Source organism: Variovorax sp. J31P207 (assembly GCF_030316965.1).
In the GTDB taxonomy this organism is placed as follows: Bacteria; Pseudomonadota; Gammaproteobacteria; order Burkholderiales; family Burkholderiaceae_C; genus Variovorax; species Variovorax ginsengisoli_B.
In genome coordinates, this window is the sequence record NZ_JASZYN010000001.1 from 415,904 (window position 1) to 430,684 (window position 14,781).

Consider the following 14,781-nt stretch of genomic DNA (forward strand, 5'->3'; position numbering starts at 1 on the left):
GATCTTGTAACAGAAGCGCCCCCGCGGAGACCAACGGCTCTACCCGAAGCCAGCTGGCCCGACTCTGATTGACGAGACAGGGAACGCCGCGTCGAGACAGGCGCTATGTCGCCTCGGCCCGCGAGGCTGCCAACGTCTGGTGCCAGAGTTCGGCATAGGCACGCCAAGAGTCGAGCGGTCAGCGCGCACGCGCTTGATCAAATTCGTCATCGGTGGCTTCCTTGTCGATTGCTGGGTCCGACGCGTCCGCCCTTCCTTGCCCCCTACAACTCGTGCCCGTCGAACCGAGGTCGGAAGCCGCGGCGACCGCTTTCTCTTTGAATCAACAACCTGCGCGCGCCGTCGTCAAAGTTCGGCCTTAAATTTGATGGGAATCCGGCCGAACTTTGAACCAACTCACCAAGTGAGTTCCTCCAAGGTTGTCGCGCTTGGTTACCCAGGAAAATCAACAGGTTGCGAGCGCCTCTAAAGTTGCGCGGTCCGTTTTTTCAAAGTCGTTGGCCCCGGCCTCTGACGTTCAACGAACGACTGCATCCGGGTCGGTTCGACGTCCGCTGTAGGGCCGCAATGGTAATGCTGCCTATCGTCCACAACGGTCGTACGAACGTTGCGCGGCGATTGCGGTCGGTTGATCCGAGACCGGGACATCAACGCGATCAACGAGATGAAGATGAAAGACTCTATGGGGAGATGATGGGTCACGACGAGAGCGGCGTGGTGGGGTCGACGGGCTTGATGTCTTTCCAGCCGGTATGCAGTGCGAGCGCTGCGACGCCCTTTTTCTCCAACACGGCGGAAGCGACGAGATCGAAGAAATTTCGGCGCTCCGGCGTGGCGCCGGCCAGCGCTACATCCATGACGGCCTTGAAGCCCCAAGGCATTCGTTCGTAGCCCTTGCTGAGCAAGTGGTTCAATCGCGACAGTGCGGGCTCAACCGGCAGGTTGCGCGACTCGGCGATGAGGGATTCGTACACCAGCGCTTCCGCAACGATTTGCGAGGTCTTCGGTTCGGCCAGCGCGATGGCCTTGCGTGCCGATGCTCTGGCCTCGTCCAGCGACCCGCCGCAGAGCTGTACGGCGGCCAGATTTACTACGTTGTTCGGATTGTCGGGTTCGTGCGCCAAGGCTTCCGCAAGAACCCGCGCGGCGCCCGCAACATCGTTCGGCGTTTTGCCGTTCAAAAGTAGATCGACGTACGCGCCGACGTTGGACGAATGGCCCGGTGTGAGCGTCAGCAGCTTTCGATAGACGTCTTCCGCTTCCTCGCTCCGGCCTCGCTTACGGGCGAGGAAGTTGCCGAAATTCACCAGGTTGAGGGGCAGCATCGCATCGATCCCGAGGGCCTTGCGATAAAGACCTTCCGCTTCGTCGTCCTTGCCGAGTTCGCGTTCCTTGAAGTACGCGAGATTGCCGATGGTCAACGGGTCGTCCGGATTGAGCTTGAGTGCCGCCACGTACTTGCTTTGAGCCTCCGCGCGGTCGTGCATCTTCGTAATCAGGAAGGTAGCGTAGTCCCGAGTGATAGCGGCATTGGTCGGTTCGAGCTCCAGCGCCTCCTTGAAATAGCGCTTAGCCGCGTCGCGCTCGTCCCGGCAATAGGCCAGGAATTCGGCGTACTTTCCCAGCGATCGGGCATTGTGCGGATCAAGTCGCAGCGACTTCTGGTAGATTTTTTCGGCCTCGTCGAGACCCCCGATTTCTTTCAGCAGAAAGGTGGCGTAGCTCTGCAGGATCACCGCGTCATCGGGCCTGGCCTCGATGGCGCGCAAGTACTGCACCTTGGCGTCGTCGCGCTTGTTGGCCCGCTCCAGCATCTGGGCGTAGCTGAGCAGCAGATCGGCATGGCCCAGGAGGTGTTCCAGTCCCTCCTGATAGACGGCATTGCGTTCATCGAAGCCGAGTCTGGCCTTTGCCCGCATGTCCCAGGTCCACCAGATCGAATCGTCCCGGAGGGCGTCGTCCATGATGCGGCCAGTCGTGCTTTCGCCGTCGTCTGCGTTCGTGCGTTCGTCCGCGGTGCCTGCGGCTTCGAGGACTGCTCGGCGACGAATCTCCTCGGCCTGCGCCCGATAGCGCTCGGCCCGCGTGCGGCCGAGCCGTTCGAGTCGGTTTGAGACGCGAGCGAGATCGAAGTCTTCGATCAGACTGCCGGCCAGCCGAAGCATGAAGTCGTCGAAGGTGGTGATCGGAACGAGCACGCCGTTGAGTTGTTTCACGACCCGACGCGCGACATCGTTGGGTAGAGAACCGGCGCGAAAGCACCAGATCATGCGGCCGACGACATCGGCGGGAGTCAGTGCCTCGAGGAAGCCCATCAGGCTGCCGTCGTTGCCGCCGTAGCCGACCACGATCGGCGTGTGTTCCTTGAACAGCTTGCACAGGGCTTCTTGCCACCCAGTGCCGAGCGTGCTAACGCCCCCAGGGTTGCTGATTGGTGCCAGGAAGAGGTCGCGATGAATTTTCGCCACCAGCGGCCGCCGCTGGCGCTGCCGGATGAAGCCCGTGAGCGATTCGTGACCGACGATCAGTGGCGGCTTATGCGCATGCATCGACAGCGCGTCGACTACGAGATTGTCGAAGTTGGTCGTGACCACCGTCCGATGTCGGGTCTGATTCATGATCTCGGCCAACAGCGAGTATCCAAGGCTGGGCTGCTTGCCGTCCATCAGCGCTTCGAGGCGCGCGTAGCCCTCGTCCTGATCCTTGCCGAATCGCTTCTCGAAGATCGTCGGATAGTGTTCCGCGAGATTCGTTTCGGTCAGACCCTCGATGCCGCAGCCACCCTCGGCGATCCACTGTTCGAATGGGACATCCGAAGGCGCCTGCTGCTTGTGGATCTCTCGAATCCAGGTGTCCGCCATGCTCTGACCCGACGGGATGCCGGAACCGACCGACGCGCCTGCGCCAAGGATGAAGGCGAAGGATCGATCGGGCGAGATCCGATCGATGTCCCGAATGGCATCGAGCGCGCCCGAGAGTTGCCACTGGTCGTTGTCTGTTTCGACGGCAGCTGGGCCGATCATGACTTCTCCACCGCACTCAACAACGCATACGCCACCTCCGGCTTGCAGATGTCAGAATGGTTGGCGATCAGCGCATCGGCATTCAGGTTGTGCACCTTGCCGCCGACGAAGGCATTGGAGCCGCCGACCGCGCCGAGCGTCGTGGTGTTCGCTTCGGGCGTGTGCTGCGCGCCGTTGCGGCCCATACCGCCATAGGGGTCATTGGCATCGCCGAGCGAAGCCGCGTTCTGGCCCGCGGCCAACGACGCGATCGGGTACGCGCGGCCCACGGCCGAATCGTGCACGCTGCAGGTCACGACGATCGGGCCGGCGACGCGGCCCTCGGCCACCACGTCGCGGAAGAACCCGTCGTGCTTCCCGTCGAACTTCAGCGCAAAGCCGTTGTGCGAGAAAGCGGCCTGAAGCAACGTCAGCGATGCGAAGGTCAAAGGCGGCTTGCGGTCCGGCCCAAGTGCGACCGCCGTGACCAGACGCGCGCCGAAGCTGTGGCCGATCAGGTGCAGCTTGACCGCCGGCGCCTTGGCCCCGATGTCGCGCAGCACGTCGTTGATGGCGCCGCGTCCGACCAGGCCGGCGCGTTCCTTCATCTGGTAGTAAGTCGTGTAGTTGAGCAGGTTCAATGCCGCCGAGCCAATGCCGCTGAAGAAGCTGCCGAGGCCGGCCGCACCACCGGCGCCAGCCGCGCTACCTGCGTGTCCTACACCGCGCAGGCTTGTCGCGCCACCCGCACCACCGCCCGCTCGCGTCGTCGGCGTCGGCATCACCGGCTTCGATAAGCGCTTCATCGCTTCATCACCCGACAGCTTGAAGAAGCTGTCGGACGCGTCCTCGGCATCGCCCTTGCCCACCGTAGGCAACGAGCGCACCAAGTCGGCGAACTCCTTCTGCTTCGCCGGGCTGTCGGCCATGCCGGGCACCAGCATCTTCGCCTTGTCGATGATCTCGTCGGCCTTCGGGTTGTCGAACACGCCCCTGCGCAGGCCGTCGAGCGTCTTCTGGATCACCGCGTCGGTCACCACCGATGCAACGCTGGCCGCGCCGCCCGGAATCAATTCCTCGTCGGAGAATTTCTTCGACGGCCACAGCACGCCGAGCACCGCGAATCGGCGCGCCCCCAGCGTGGGCATTGCGTTGTCCATCAACTTGCGCACCTCCGCGAAGAAGCGCTTGTACAAGTCGCGCGCCTCGCCCATGTCGTTGTTCCAGCCGTGCGACATAACGAAGAGGTCGGTCGGGCTACCTCCTCCACGACCCTCGCTCGCCAGGAAGTCAATCACCTTCTTCGGCTCGGCTGGGTCGACGAACTGATCAGCCTTATCGACCTGAACCTCGAAATACGGAAAGCCCGCGATGTCGGCCATGGTGTTTCTCCTGGAGCTCGATTTGGCTTCAGACGGATTGAATGGCGCGCATCAAATCGACTAGGCCAGCGCCCTGGAAGTAGCGATCGCGCTGCAGGTCGGTCGCGGTCGCGAGGAAGATCTCCTTCACCTTCTCTGGCCGGCCGATGAATTCCTTGCGGACTGACAGGAAGGCCGCGATGGCTCCCGACACGTGCGGCGCCGCCATGCTGGTGCCGCTATCCTCGCGGTAGCGCACAGCAAGTCTGGCGGGGTCCTTTGCACCTGTTTTTGCTCCCGCTCGTGCAGTCGCCTTCGTATCCGCTGCCGCGGTTGTTGCCGTCGTTGCCGATGCGGCTTTGGTCGGTAACTTCCATTTCGCTACGCGTTGCGCCAAGGCTTGTGTGCGCAATTTTTCGGACTCGGCGCTCTGCGCCGGCGTTTTTGGATGCAATTCGTCGACGGCCCAGGTCGAGGCGCAGGACAAGATCTTCTCGCCTGGCGCCACTAGGTCGGGCTTGGCGCGACCGTCGCCGGTTGGACCTTTGGATGAGAAGTACGAGACGCCGTAGACGTGCGGCATCTCGCGGTGCGTCGAGCCGACCGTGAGCGCGAGCGCCGCATTGCCAGGGTCGTTGACGGTCAGGCCGAGCCCTGCTGCGACAGTGCCGAGCGCCTGGCTCTGCGCAAAGCCGTAGCCTGTGTTGCCGGCCGCGACCACCACCACAACGCCCGACTTCACCAGCCGGTCGACCTCGACGCACAGCGGGCTCTGGCCGCAGGCAAACCACTCGGGCTCGAAGTCGTAGCCGACGCTCATGTTCACGCCGTGCACGCGAATCGACCGGCCGTAGCCGTTGGTCTTCTGCACCATCTCGATCGCGGCGATTAGGTTGCTCGCAAGACCCTTTCCCTCATCGTCCAGCACCTTGAGGCTCAGCAACTTGCAGCGCGGCGCCATGCCCGACATTAGCGGCGGGTGGTCCGTCAAGCGCTTGACCTCGCCGCGCTCGTCGCGGTGCCGCGTGACGGCTTCGATCTTGCCGTCGGCCGAAGAAAACGAGCCGGCGATGATGCCGGCAACGTGCGTGCCGTGCCCGAATCGATCGATCAGCGCCCCGTCCAAATTGCCGTCGAGCGCGGTCAGGTCGCAGTGCGTCATCGACCGCACGCCCTTGAGATTTAGGTTGTCGAACTTGGCGAAGTGCGGATGCAGCGCGTCGATGCCCGAATCCATCACGGCCCAGACGATACCGTCGCCGGTGGTTGAGAAGGCGTTGAGCGCCGCGTCGGCCTTGATCGTGCAGATCGACTGGTTCATGAGCGGCTTGACCTCGAAGTCGGGCCAAATGCGGAAGATGGCACAGCCGGTCGCCTTGCCATCGCGATCGCGCGTGATGAGTTCGCAAATCATGCGGCCTTCGAACACGCCGAAATAGTATTGCTGCGACATGTTGCTCTTGGGCATGTTGAGCCCTTGTTGCTTCTTGTCGATAGACCACTCGCGGCCACGGTCCGCCAGCAGGTTATCGACCAGCTGCTCCAGTTGCTTGCCCGCCATTTCACGCCCGCCGGTGAAGTCGAGGTTTATGTCGATGATGACCGGATACAGGTTGCGGCCGGTGGAGGTCTTGGCGTATTTGGGATCCTTTTCATCCTTGGACGCGGCTGCGAGGGCCTCGTTCTCCGCCCGCATCTCGTTCAACAGCGGGATCGCGATCGGGCTGCGGTCCAGCACCTCCGGCAGGAAGCCCTTCTTGCCCGGATCACTGTGGGGCAATGCACCGGCCGGGAAGGCGGCGGTCTTGGACGCGGGCTTCTTCTTGATTGCCATGGGGCTTACCGTTCCTTCTGAGGCGAGAACTGTTCTGGCTGCGGCCGAAGCTTAGTACGGGGTACCGCCGACGCCATCCCCAGTTCGTACTAGGCAATGCGCTCTATGCTTCGGCTCCATGCCGATGTCGCCACTTACAACGCGCGAGCATTCGAATCCTGATCGCAGACGGTTTTGTGTTGTCGGCGGTGCTGCTTGATGCGTCTTCAGCTTGAATCGACCACGCGCTCGGCTTGGCTCCTATTTGCGGCACACCGCGGCGAAAGGAGTTGACTCATGCGAGAGGGGCCTAGCGCCGCCCGCGTGCTCCCCCGCCCTGCCCTGCCACGACTTATGCGCGCCGCCGTCAACTTTGAACGAACTCATCGGAGCTCAGGATGGATGATTGAGTTTCTCCAAGGTTGTCTCGCTTGGTTACCCAAGAAAATCAACAGCTTGCGAGCGCCGTTTTCAAAGTTGCACCGGTCGGGTTTTCAAAGTTCCGCCGGCGCAGGCGCAGGCAGCATCCACCGGCCGCTTCGGGGCTCCATTGCCGTCCGCTGTAAGGCCCGTTGCTGACTTTCGTTCTTCGGCGCCGGACGGCAGCAACGCGCGTGAAAGCGGGCATTGCCGCTGCCCGCGGGTGCCAGAGTGCACTGCTCGAACGAGAAGTTCCACGGTCGTGTGAACGAGCCCGCTCGCTACTTCGACGCGACGATCGCCGGTGGTTTCCACGTCCCTTCGCCGGCCGGCAGGATCGAAGGCGGGGTGGCCTTCGGCCAGTAGAGACGCATCACGAGATAGACCGTGTCGTCAGGCGCCGGCAACCAATTGGCCTCCCTGCCCTTGCCCGGCGAATCCTTCTGGATGTACAGCGTCATCGAGCCATCTGCGTTCTTCTTCATCGCCGACAGCATCGGTGAATTGATCAGGTATCGATTGATCGGATTCTTGATCAGCAGCTGGCTCTTGCCGTCGTACATGGTCACTGACCAGAAAGCATTGACTGGCGGCAGCTTGCCGGCCGGGAAGGTGAGCGTGTAGTTATGCTTGCTGGTATCGAGCGTCTGGCCGGCGCCGTCAGTGCGCGTGTAAGGGTACATCGCCTCGACAGCGTCGTTGCCATAGAGGCCGCCCTTCGCGGCGCCGGCACGCATCAGCCAGTCGGCCTTGTAGAACGCCTGGTCTCCGAAGAAAGCGCCGACGTTCCAGCCGTTGATTTTCTTCATCCCGCTGGCGAGGAACTTGTCCACCTGTTCGTCCCCGGCCTTCATGCCCAAGAGAACCGCGCCCTTGTGCTCGATCGAGAGGTCCTTGAACTCGAAGGTGCGGCCGGGTCCCACGCCGATGCTGGCCAGCTTGGCCCGGATCTCCTTGTCCTCAGCTGAAGGCGGCACGTACTGCAGCGCGGCCGACAGGTACTCGAAGTAGTTGGCCTTGATGCCCGCCGTGGTGGCCGGAACGAAATCAATCTTCGGTGCCGGAGGCGGCGCAGGTTGACTCAGGAATGCGGACAGTGGCTGGATCCTGTAGCCCGCCTGCACCTTCTCGACGTTGGGCATGTCGGCCGGATTGAACAGTTGTGTGCGGATCAAGGTCAGCGCGAAGGGGGTCGTGGAGTTGAACACCTTCTTGATGCCCGGGGGCGTTGCGCCCTTCCAACCGGGGCCGGCGACCAGATAACTTCCTGGCGCGCTTCCGGTGGCCCGGCTCCCGATGTAGCCGTAGTTATAGGTGTTGCCGTCGATCAATTGAACCGAGTAATAACGCTTGCTTGAAACCGCCGGAACCGTGATCACGAGGGGTTCAGCGCGCAGGTCGGCCCAGAGAATCGAATAGGGCGTGTCGCTGTTCGGCGTGATGACGGCCGTGTCCGCGGGCGTTGCGACCCGATGCTCGTTGTGCAGTTGATTGAAGGGCGCCTTGAACTGGCTGGACTTGGGGTCCACCGCAAACTCGTTCATCACGGCGTAGTTCATGACCAGCGGCAAGCCGTAGATAAAGCCCTCCTCGGCGATCGCCTTGGTCTCGGCGAGGCTAGGCGCGGCGATGCCCTTGGCAGCGTCGGCTTTTGCGGCCTGGGCCACGGGATCGTTCTTGCTGGCGCAGCCCGCAAGCAATGCCACCGCGGCAGTGGAGATGGCTGCCCACTTCGCGAACAAGGCAAGTTCCGCTTTCATAGTGCCCTTTAGTCCAAAGATTCAAATCCGTGCACGATTGCAGCGGCTCGCGCGATGATGCCATCGACCCGAATGGGCTGGCTACTGCCCTAAGGGGCACTACCGATTCATCATGGTCTGTGGTACTACTTGCCGCTTCGGCTGAGTGAGAGACGCTCGCGTTGCGTCCGAGTCGAAGGTCCGATGGAAATCGGCCTTTTAGAGCAGTTCAATTGGGTCTATGTCAGGTTGTCTTGAAAGCGGACCGTGATTCCCAAGAGATGGAGGTCTGCAGTTGGCCGAAGGACGAAACCGCTCTCGCGGTAGGCGCTTCGCGCACCCCATGGACACGTCGTGACCGAGTTGCCGCCACCGTTGACGACGAGGCAATCCCGCCTCGTTCATCAACGGAGCAGCAACCATGGACACGATCACTTCGGGGGTTACCCCGCTGCGTCAATGCATGCTCGAGGACATGCGCATTCGCAAGCTTGAGGCGCGCACCCAGGAGGCCTACATCCGCGCCGTGCGCAAGCTCGCTGCATACCTGCACCGCTCGCCCGACAGCGCAACCGTGGAGGACCTGCGCAACTTCCAACTCCACCTCGTCGACTCCGGCACGTCACCCATCACGCTCAACGCCACGCTGACAGGCCTGCGGTTCTTCTTCGACGTCACCTTGGGCCGCGCCGAACTGATGGCCAAGATGCAACCGGTCAAGCTGCCGCGCATATTGCCGGTGGTGCTCAGCCCGCAGGAAGTCTCCCGATTGATCGCCGCGGCGCACAACGTCAAGCACCAGGCGGCACTGTCGGTGGCCTATGGCGCGGGCCTGCGTGCCAGCGAGGTCATCGGCTTGAGGGTCACCGACGTGGATGGCCAGCGCTTGACGCTTCGGGTGGAACAAGGCAAGGGCCGCAAGGACCGCTACGCCATGCTCAGCCCGGTGCTGTTACAGCGTCTGCGCTCTTGGTGGTGCATTGCCCATGCCCAGGGCCGCATGCTGCCCGGCGGATGGCTGTTCCCGGGCATGAACCCGACCGACCCCCTCACCGCCCGCCAGCTCAACCGTGCCGTGCATGCTGCCGCCGAGACCGCCGGCATCGACAAGCGCGTGTCCTTCCACACGCTGAGGCACTGCTTCGCCACCCATCTGCTGGAACGCAAGGTCGACATCCGCGTCATCCAGGTCCTGCTGGGCCACAAGCGGCTGGAGACGACAGCGGTATACACCCACGTCGCGACCGACCTGCTGCACGAGGTGCTCAGCCCGCTGGAGGCTCTGCCGCCGTCCTGAAGTGCCGGCACCGGCCGTGGGACGGCCCACCTTGGAGGTCGCCGACATCTTCCGCCAGCACGGCCCGGCGTGGCGGGCCGCTCAGCGCGGCCACCTGAGCCTGGGGCAACTCAAGGTCATGTCGGCCATCGAACAGTGCCGCAGCGCGGCGCTGGGGGGACACGTCTTGCGCTGCGAAGGCTGCGGCGCTGACCAGATCTCCTACAACTCCTGCCGCAATCGCCACTGCCCAAAGTGCCAGAGCGCTGCGGCACAGCGCTGGCTCGATGCGCGCCAGGCCGATCTGCTGCCGGTGGAGTACTACCACGTGGTGTTCACGCTGCCGGCGTCCATCGCCGACATCGCGTTCCAGAACAAGGCCACCATCTATGGGCTGCTGTTCGACCTGGCCGCCAAAGTACTGCTGACAATCGCCGCCGATCCGAAGCACCTGGGCGCCCGAATCGGCGCCACGCTGGTGCTGCACACATGGGGCTCGGCGCTGACCCACCATCCGCATGTGCACGGCATCGTGCCTGGCGGCGGGCTCGCGCCCGATGGCAAGACCTGGGTGGCGTGCCGGCCGGGCTTCTTCCTGCCGGTGCGCGTGCTGTCGCGGCTGTTCCGGCGGCGCTTCCTCGAAGAGTTGCAGCGCCTGCACGCGGACGGCAAGCTGAAGTTCTTCGGTGAGCATGCGCAGTTGGCCGATGCGCGGACCTTCAAGGCCTGGCTCGCGCCGCTGCGCAAGGTTGAGTGGGTGGTCTACGCCAAGCGACCCTTCGCCGGCCCCGAGGCCGTGCTGACCTATCTGTCGCGCTACACCCATCGGGTGGCGATCGCCAACAGCCGGCTGCTCGCGCTGGATGAGCGCGGCGTGACCTTCCGGTGGAAGGACTATCGCACCAAGGGCAAGACGCGCTACAAGGCCATGACGCTGTCGCCCCAGGAGTTCATGCGTCGGTTCCTACTGCACGTGCTGCCCGGCGGCTTCCATCGCATCCGCCACTACGGCCTGCTGGCCAACGGCAGCCGCAAGGCGAGTCTGGCCGCGGCACGCGAACTCTTGCTCACGGCACCAGTGGCAGCCGCTGCAACCGGCAGCACCGACCCTCACGCCGTACGCCCAGCCTTCATCTGTCGGCACTGCGGCCATGCCATGGTCATCGTTCAGACCTTCGCCCACGCAGCGGAAATCCGCGCGCCGCCATGACCGGTCACCCATCCCTCTCGCGCTCGATGCCGATGATCGATCTGTGCTCATCGGCTGGGACGCCATGCGCCTACAGCAGCTGCCAGTTCGATGAAGCCGTTTCCGCTCACTGCGGCATGCGCGCCGCGTCTGTACGACGGATCGACTCCAAGTACCAAGGGGCATGTGTGCAGCACCATGCGACTACACCGTCCCCCTCGCGCTCGCCACTATCGCCATAGCGCCGGTGAACCTGAACCCCCGCTGCGGGTTCTCCGCGGCTTCCTCCCTCGAGGCTTGTGCGACACCTGCCCTCCGGTCGTCGTCGAGCAACGCGCTGCGCCAGTCCCCGGGCAGGTATCTCACAACCCTAAACAGAAGCAGAAGTTCGCGGATCGAGGGGCATTCACTTGCGCACGTAGCGCAAATGCGTGGCGGCCGAACCATGCAGAACGCTGTCGATGCGAAACCGTGGCCCGGGCTCTTGCAGGTTCTCGAATAGACGCCGGCCGCTGCCGAACAACACAGGTGCCAGGGCCACTTCCACCTCGTCGATCGCATCCAGGTTCAAGTACTGTTGGATCACATCCGCTCCACCTGAGATCCGGACATCTCGATCGCCGGCGGCTTTGCGGGCGAACGCCAGCGCGCGCTCCGGCCCGTCATTGATGAAGTGGAAGGTTGTTCCGCCGGGGCGCCCCCACGGGTCGCGCTCTTCGTGGGTAAGAACGTACACCGGTGTGTGAAACGGAGCCTCCTCCGGCCAAGCCGTCTCCCCCTGTTCGAACATCCGCTTGCCCATGATGTTTGCCCCGGTACGCTCGAAGGTGCTCCGGACTAGATCGTTGACTGGGCCGGTCTCGCCTCCAGGCCCGATCTTGAGGCTCTCGCGAAAGTACTGCTGCTTGAGTATCCAGGCCATCATTGCGCCCCACTTGGCGCCCCAGTTCTTGAACTCGGGGTCGCCCATGGTCATGCCCTCCGGCGCCATATAGCCGTCCAGGCTTAGCCCGATGTTGACGAATACCTTGCTCATCATTCTCCTTCTCCATCTCTATTCGTGAACCCCAATGCCGTCGGCGCGGAACCACGACGAGAGAGGGTCCATGGTCTGAGCCTGCTGATGTCGCCGCGCAAACGTCCGCCCTGCCTCTGTGAGAACTGCCGCAAGGCTCTGATCCTCTGACCGCATCAACTCGACAAACCTGGCATCGATGAGCCACGACAGGGGGTGAATCATGTCGCGAAGCGAGAGGCCAAGTTCCTCGCGCAGGCGCAGAAGTGCGAGGCTACCGACGCCATCTTGGGCGTCAAGAAGTGCGCCAAGGAGCGGTCCAATGGTACGAGCTACTGGTGGATTCATTTGGTGCAACGGCTGCCCATTCAGAACGGGCTCTGCAGGGCGAGTGGTCGACCAGCCGTCGGACTTCATCACGCAGATCGAAGCCGTCAGACCTTGGTGCTGACGGTCCCTCCGGATAGATCCGCTATGCGCAAGGAGGCCCGAGCGGCAGGACCCTCGCGCACTGCATGCTCGGACTCGGCGATTGCCTTCTGCTGCGCTCCTTGGCTTTGCAAGGCGGAGATCTGTTGCTGGAGCACCGCGATCTGCTGGGCGATTGCCTCGAGTTGCTTCTTCAAGGCTTCCTTGGCATCGCCTTCATCTATGCAAACGAGTTCCTTCTGCAGGCCCCTCGATTGCTTCATGAGTCCAGTGACGGTCTTTTGCAGCGCGGCGATCTGTGAGGCCGGGTTGCTCGCGTGGGAGGTCGACGAGCGTCCGATAGACGAGATTGCATTCGTCACGTCAGAACCAGTCCAGGGGTGTTGTCCATGCGCAGAATCGTAGGGTGATCTGGACCACGCAAGGTTCACTTTTTTTGCCTCAGCGTACATGCTCGTCGCACTGTTGGGCGTCTCGATGTCGAGGCGCAGGTGCTCCAGCAGCCAATCTCGACGCGCACCGTTGATTCGAAGTTTTGAACGAATGAGCAATAGATGTGGACTGGCTGCATCTTCTGCTGCACTAACCTGTTCGGTCGCTATTGATTGAGCAATCGTTGATGGATCCGCTATCCGATATCTGCGCCACGATCCAGGTGCGCAATGCGTCGTGCACGCGAGTGGAAGCCTCCGCGCCCTGGGGGGTCATCACGCCCGGGCTTCGCGGCGTCAACTTCGTGCTTTTGGTCCGAGGTTCATGCGTCCTCAAGGTCGCCTCGCATCCCACACCCATCGCGCTTCGTAGCGGCGACGTGTTCATCACCCTCGATCAGACGTGCTACGAAGTCTCAGACGAGCCGCAATCGAGGTTGCAAGACTGCCAGGATGTGCTCGCCACGAAGGTAGGCAATACGGTGACCATCGGCGGCGGCGGCGCGCCCTCTACTTTCGTCAACGGAGTCTTTGAACTCAATCCAATCGACGCCAAGCCTCTGCTGTCAGCCCTTCCATCGTTTCTCTACCTGCGCGCCGGATTGGAACGCAGCCATGCGTTCGAATCCGTCCTCGGAATGTTGGCCAATGAAGCCGGGAGGCTGGCGATGGGCTCCGATGCATTGATCGCGCGGTTGTTCGAAATCCTGTTCATCCATGCGGTACGCGCCCACTGCGAGCAGCAGGCCGCGCCCCTGACTGGTTGGCTCGCGGTCATGGCAGATGCGAACCTCAGACACGCCGCACACGCGATGCACGACAACCTCGGAAATGATTGGACGCTCGAGATGCTGGCTAGAACGGCTGGGATGTCTCGCACGAGCTTCGCGAATCGCTTCAAAGATCGTGCGGGTCAGACACCGCTTCAGTATCTGACCCTGTGGCGTGCGCACGCAGCTGCCAAATTGATTCTTGGCAGCGCCCTGTCGCTTGGTCAGATCGCTCGATCCGTTGGATACCGATCTGAACCGGCCTTCAACCGAATGTTCGTGCGGGAGATCGGCTTATCGCCAGGGCGCTATAGGAAGGCAGCGCGCTCGCCTGGATAGCGTGGACTGCGACGGGCCTGTCTGCGCGTCAAAGGATCAGCAGCAGCTTGCCGACGGTCGCTCGGCTTTCCATGTCGGCATGGGCCCGGGCGGCATCGGCGAGCGGGTATTCGCCGCCGATGTGCACCTTCAGCTTGCCTTCCATGATCCAGTCGAACAGCCGCGCCGAGTGCGCACGCAGCAGCGCCGGCGTGTAGATGTGGTCGAAGAAGACCGCATAGCCCAGCTTGATGCTCTTGGGCAGGCTCATGATCTCGATCGGACCGGGCGACCCGAGGACCGGGCCATACCAGCAGAACGTGCCCGAGCGGCGCAGCACGTCCAGCGACCCCTGGAAGGTGCTGGGGCCCGAACCGTCGAACACCACGTGCACGCCGTCACCGCCGGACAGCTCGCGCGCTTTGTCCACGAAGTTGCCGACGGTATCGACGATCACATGGTCCGCGCCGGCCGCCTTGGCGACGGCCACCTTGTCGCTCGAAGAGACCCGCCCGATCACCTTCCCGCCGCGCAGCTTGATGATCTGCGTCAACAGCAATCCAAGGCCTCCGGCCGCCGCGTGCACAAAGGCGATGTCGCCCGGCTGTGTCGAGTAGAAATCGGTGGCGAAATGGCTGGCGGTCAGGCCTTGCATCATCACGGCCGCGGCGGTCTTGTCGTCGATGGCATCAGGGATGGGCACCAGCGACGCCGCCGGAATGGCGATCTTCTGCGCGTAGCTGCCAGGCGCGTAGACCCAGGCCACACGCTGGCCCATCTCGAAGCCTTCAACGCCTGCGCCGACGGCCAGCACGCGGCCGGCGCCTTCGACGCCCAGGATCTTCGGGTTGGGCATCTCGTTCCAGGCCATCCCCTGGCGCACGCCGATGTCCATGAAGTTGACGCCGGCGACGGCGATCTGCACGAGTACCTGCCCGGGGCCCGCCACCGGGTCCGGCTGCATCACATAGGCCAGCGCATCGACATCGCCGGTGTGGTTCATCACGACTGCTTTCAC

Annotated in this window: 10 protein-coding genes; 3 read left to right on the forward strand and 7 right to left on the reverse strand. The window is 63.0% G+C overall.

Features of this window, described 5'->3' with window-relative positions:
- Positions 1 to 698 precede the first annotated feature (698 nt).
- The 4 genes from QTI68_RS01985 to QTI68_RS02000 form a co-directional block, all read right to left on the reverse strand.
- Positions 699 to 3,023 carry a hypothetical protein gene (locus QTI68_RS01985; protein ID WP_286519355.1) on the reverse strand — a complete coding sequence of 775 codons (2,325 nt, stop codon included), beginning with the start codon at positions 3,021 to 3,023 and terminating at the stop codon, positions 699 to 701.
- Complete coding sequence (locus QTI68_RS01990; RefSeq protein ID WP_286519357.1) at positions 3,020 to 4,384, reverse strand: alpha/beta hydrolase family protein; 1,365 nt, start codon at positions 4,382 to 4,384, stop codon at positions 3,020 to 3,022. Before QTI68_RS01990 ends, QTI68_RS01985 begins: the two co-directional genes overlap by 4 nt.
- Positions 4,385 to 4,412: 28 nt before the next feature.
- The gene (locus tag QTI68_RS01995) at positions 4,413 to 6,197 is read right to left on the reverse strand and encodes a S8 family peptidase (protein WP_286519358.1); all 1,785 of its coding nucleotides are present in this window, start codon (positions 6,195 to 6,197) and stop codon (positions 4,413 to 4,415) included.
- Positions 6,198 to 6,877: 680 nt separating this feature from the next.
- Entirely contained in the window at positions 6,878 to 8,356 is a 1,479-nt protein-coding gene (locus tag QTI68_RS02000; protein WP_286519359.1) for a DUF1254 domain-containing protein, read from the reverse strand.
- 400 nt (positions 8,357 to 8,756) lie between these two features.
- On the opposite strand from QTI68_RS02000, the gene QTI68_RS02005 reads away from it, so the two are divergent.
- The gene (locus tag QTI68_RS02005) at positions 8,757 to 9,632 is read left to right on the forward strand and encodes a tyrosine-type recombinase/integrase (RefSeq protein ID WP_286519360.1); all 876 of its coding nucleotides are present in this window, start codon (positions 8,757 to 8,759) and stop codon (positions 9,630 to 9,632) included.
- A 16-nt stretch (positions 9,633 to 9,648) separates the two neighbouring features.
- On the forward strand, positions 9,649 to 10,821 hold the full coding sequence (locus QTI68_RS02010; RefSeq protein ID WP_286519361.1) for an IS91 family transposase: 1,173 nt from the start codon (positions 9,649 to 9,651) through the stop codon (positions 10,819 to 10,821).
- A 385-nt stretch (positions 10,822 to 11,206) separates the two neighbouring features.
- On the opposite strand, the gene QTI68_RS02015 is transcribed toward QTI68_RS02010, so the two are convergent.
- Together QTI68_RS02015 and QTI68_RS02020 are read right to left on the reverse strand one after the other, a co-directional pair.
- Positions 11,207 to 11,839 carry a dihydrofolate reductase family protein gene (locus QTI68_RS02015; RefSeq protein ID WP_286519362.1) on the reverse strand — a complete coding sequence of 211 codons (633 nt, stop codon included), beginning with the start codon at positions 11,837 to 11,839 and terminating at the stop codon, positions 11,207 to 11,209.
- Positions 11,840 to 12,249: 410 nt separating this feature from the next.
- Complete coding sequence (locus tag QTI68_RS02020) at positions 12,250 to 12,606, reverse strand: FlxA-like family protein (protein WP_286519363.1); 357 nt, start codon at positions 12,604 to 12,606, stop codon at positions 12,250 to 12,252.
- Positions 12,607 to 12,863: 257 nt separating this feature from the next.
- On the opposite strand from QTI68_RS02020, the gene QTI68_RS02025 reads away from it, so the two are divergent.
- On the forward strand, positions 12,864 to 13,784 hold the full coding sequence (locus QTI68_RS02025) for an AraC family transcriptional regulator (RefSeq protein ID WP_286519364.1): 921 nt from the start codon (positions 12,864 to 12,866) through the stop codon (positions 13,782 to 13,784).
- 28 nt (positions 13,785 to 13,812) lie between these two features.
- Here the strand turns inward: QTI68_RS02025 and QTI68_RS02030 are convergent, their stop codons facing one another.
- Positions 13,813 to 14,781 (reverse strand): quinone oxidoreductase family protein, encoded by a 969-nt coding sequence (locus QTI68_RS02030; protein ID WP_286519365.1) that lies wholly within the window; start codon positions 14,779 to 14,781, stop codon positions 13,813 to 13,815.

Bases quoted from the DNA above. Each gene is read 5' to 3' on its own strand.
- QTI68_RS01985 (WP_286519355.1), bottom strand. From the start codon at position 3,023: ATGATCGGCCCAGCTGCCGTCGAAACAGACAACGACCAGTGGCAACTC.
- QTI68_RS01990 (WP_286519357.1), bottom strand. From the start codon at position 4,384: ATGGCCGACATCGCGGGCTTTCCGTATTTCGAGGTTCAGGTCGATAAG.
- QTI68_RS01995 (WP_286519358.1), bottom strand. From the start codon at position 6,197: ATGGCAATCAAGAAGAAGCCCGCGTCCAAGACCGCCGCCTTCCCGGCC.
- QTI68_RS02000 (WP_286519359.1), bottom strand. From the start codon at position 8,356: ATGAAAGCGGAACTTGCCTTGTTCGCGAAGTGGGCAGCCATCTCCACT.
- QTI68_RS02005 (WP_286519360.1), top strand. From the start codon at position 8,757: ATGGACACGATCACTTCGGGGGTTACCCCGCTGCGTCAATGCATGCTC.
- QTI68_RS02015 (WP_286519362.1), bottom strand. From the start codon at position 11,839: ATGATGAGCAAGGTATTCGTCAACATCGGGCTAAGCCTGGACGGCTAT.
- QTI68_RS02025 (WP_286519364.1), top strand. From the start codon at position 12,864: ATGGATCCGCTATCCGATATCTGCGCCACGATCCAGGTGCGCAATGCG.